Raw genomic sequence first — 611 nt, 5'->3', positions numbered from 1 at the left:
TAAATCTTCATCACTATAATGGCGATAACCATTATCATCTCTTTGAGGTGTAATCAATCCCTCTTTTTCATAATAACGAAGTGTATACTTGCTTAATCCTAATTCTCTTTCTAAATCACTTGTTTTCATCTCTTTCGCCTTCTTTCTATCTTTATTTAACACTATGGAGTAACTCTACAGTCAATAATTTTTTTCATTTGATTGAAGTTTTTTCACTTTTTATCGCAATATGATAAAATAGTAATATAAATAAACATAGAAAGGAGAAATCTTATGAAAATTTTATTATGTTGTAAAGCTGGTGTCACTTCTAATATGTTTGCCTCTGCCTTAAAAGATGAAGCTTCTAAAAAAGATATGGAAGTCATTATTTGGGCAACTGCAGAAACAATGATTGAATATTCTATTGAACAAGCCGATGTGATTTTAGTGACGCCACAACTTAAGAGTTCTGTATCAAAGTTTGAAGACCTTGCGAAAGCTGGAACACCTGTGATTTAGAAAGAGAATTAGGATTAAGCAAGTATACACTTCGTTATTATGAAAAAGAGGGATTGATTACACCTCAAAGAGATGATAATGGTTATCGCCATTATAGTGATGAAGATTTA

2 protein-coding genes and 1 pseudogene are annotated in these 611 nt (G+C 30.9%); 2 read left to right on the top strand and 1 reads right to left on the bottom strand.

Annotated features, from left to right (window positions below; all coding sequences use genetic code 11):
- Window positions 1–129: MerR family transcriptional regulator (locus tag B5E75_RS14375; protein ID WP_143746995.1), on the bottom strand; the 129-nt coding region annotated here is incomplete at its 3' end.
- A 144-nt stretch (window positions 130–273) separates the two neighbouring features.
- Here B5E75_RS14375 and B5E75_RS14370 point away from each other — a divergent pair.
- Window positions 274–501, top strand: a complete 228-nt coding sequence (locus B5E75_RS14370) for a PTS sugar transporter subunit IIB (protein WP_087360634.1) — start codon at window positions 274–276, stop codon at window positions 499–501.
- An 11-nt stretch (window positions 502–512) separates the two neighbouring features.
- Window positions 513–611, top strand: a pseudogene (locus B5E75_RS14885) (MerR family transcriptional regulator); the annotation flags it as partial.

The sequence above is a fragment of the Massiliimicrobium timonense genome, from assembly GCF_002160865.1.
GTDB lineage: Bacteria > Bacillota_I > Bacilli_A > Erysipelotrichales > Coprobacillaceae > Allocoprobacillus.
This window is presented reverse-complemented; position numbering and strand designations above follow the sequence as displayed.

What these genes read in the sequence shown, in the direction of transcription:
- B5E75_RS14370 (WP_087360634.1), top strand. Translation starts at nt 274, where the DNA reads ATGAAAATTTTATTATGTTGTAAAGCTGGTGTCACTTCTAATATGTTT.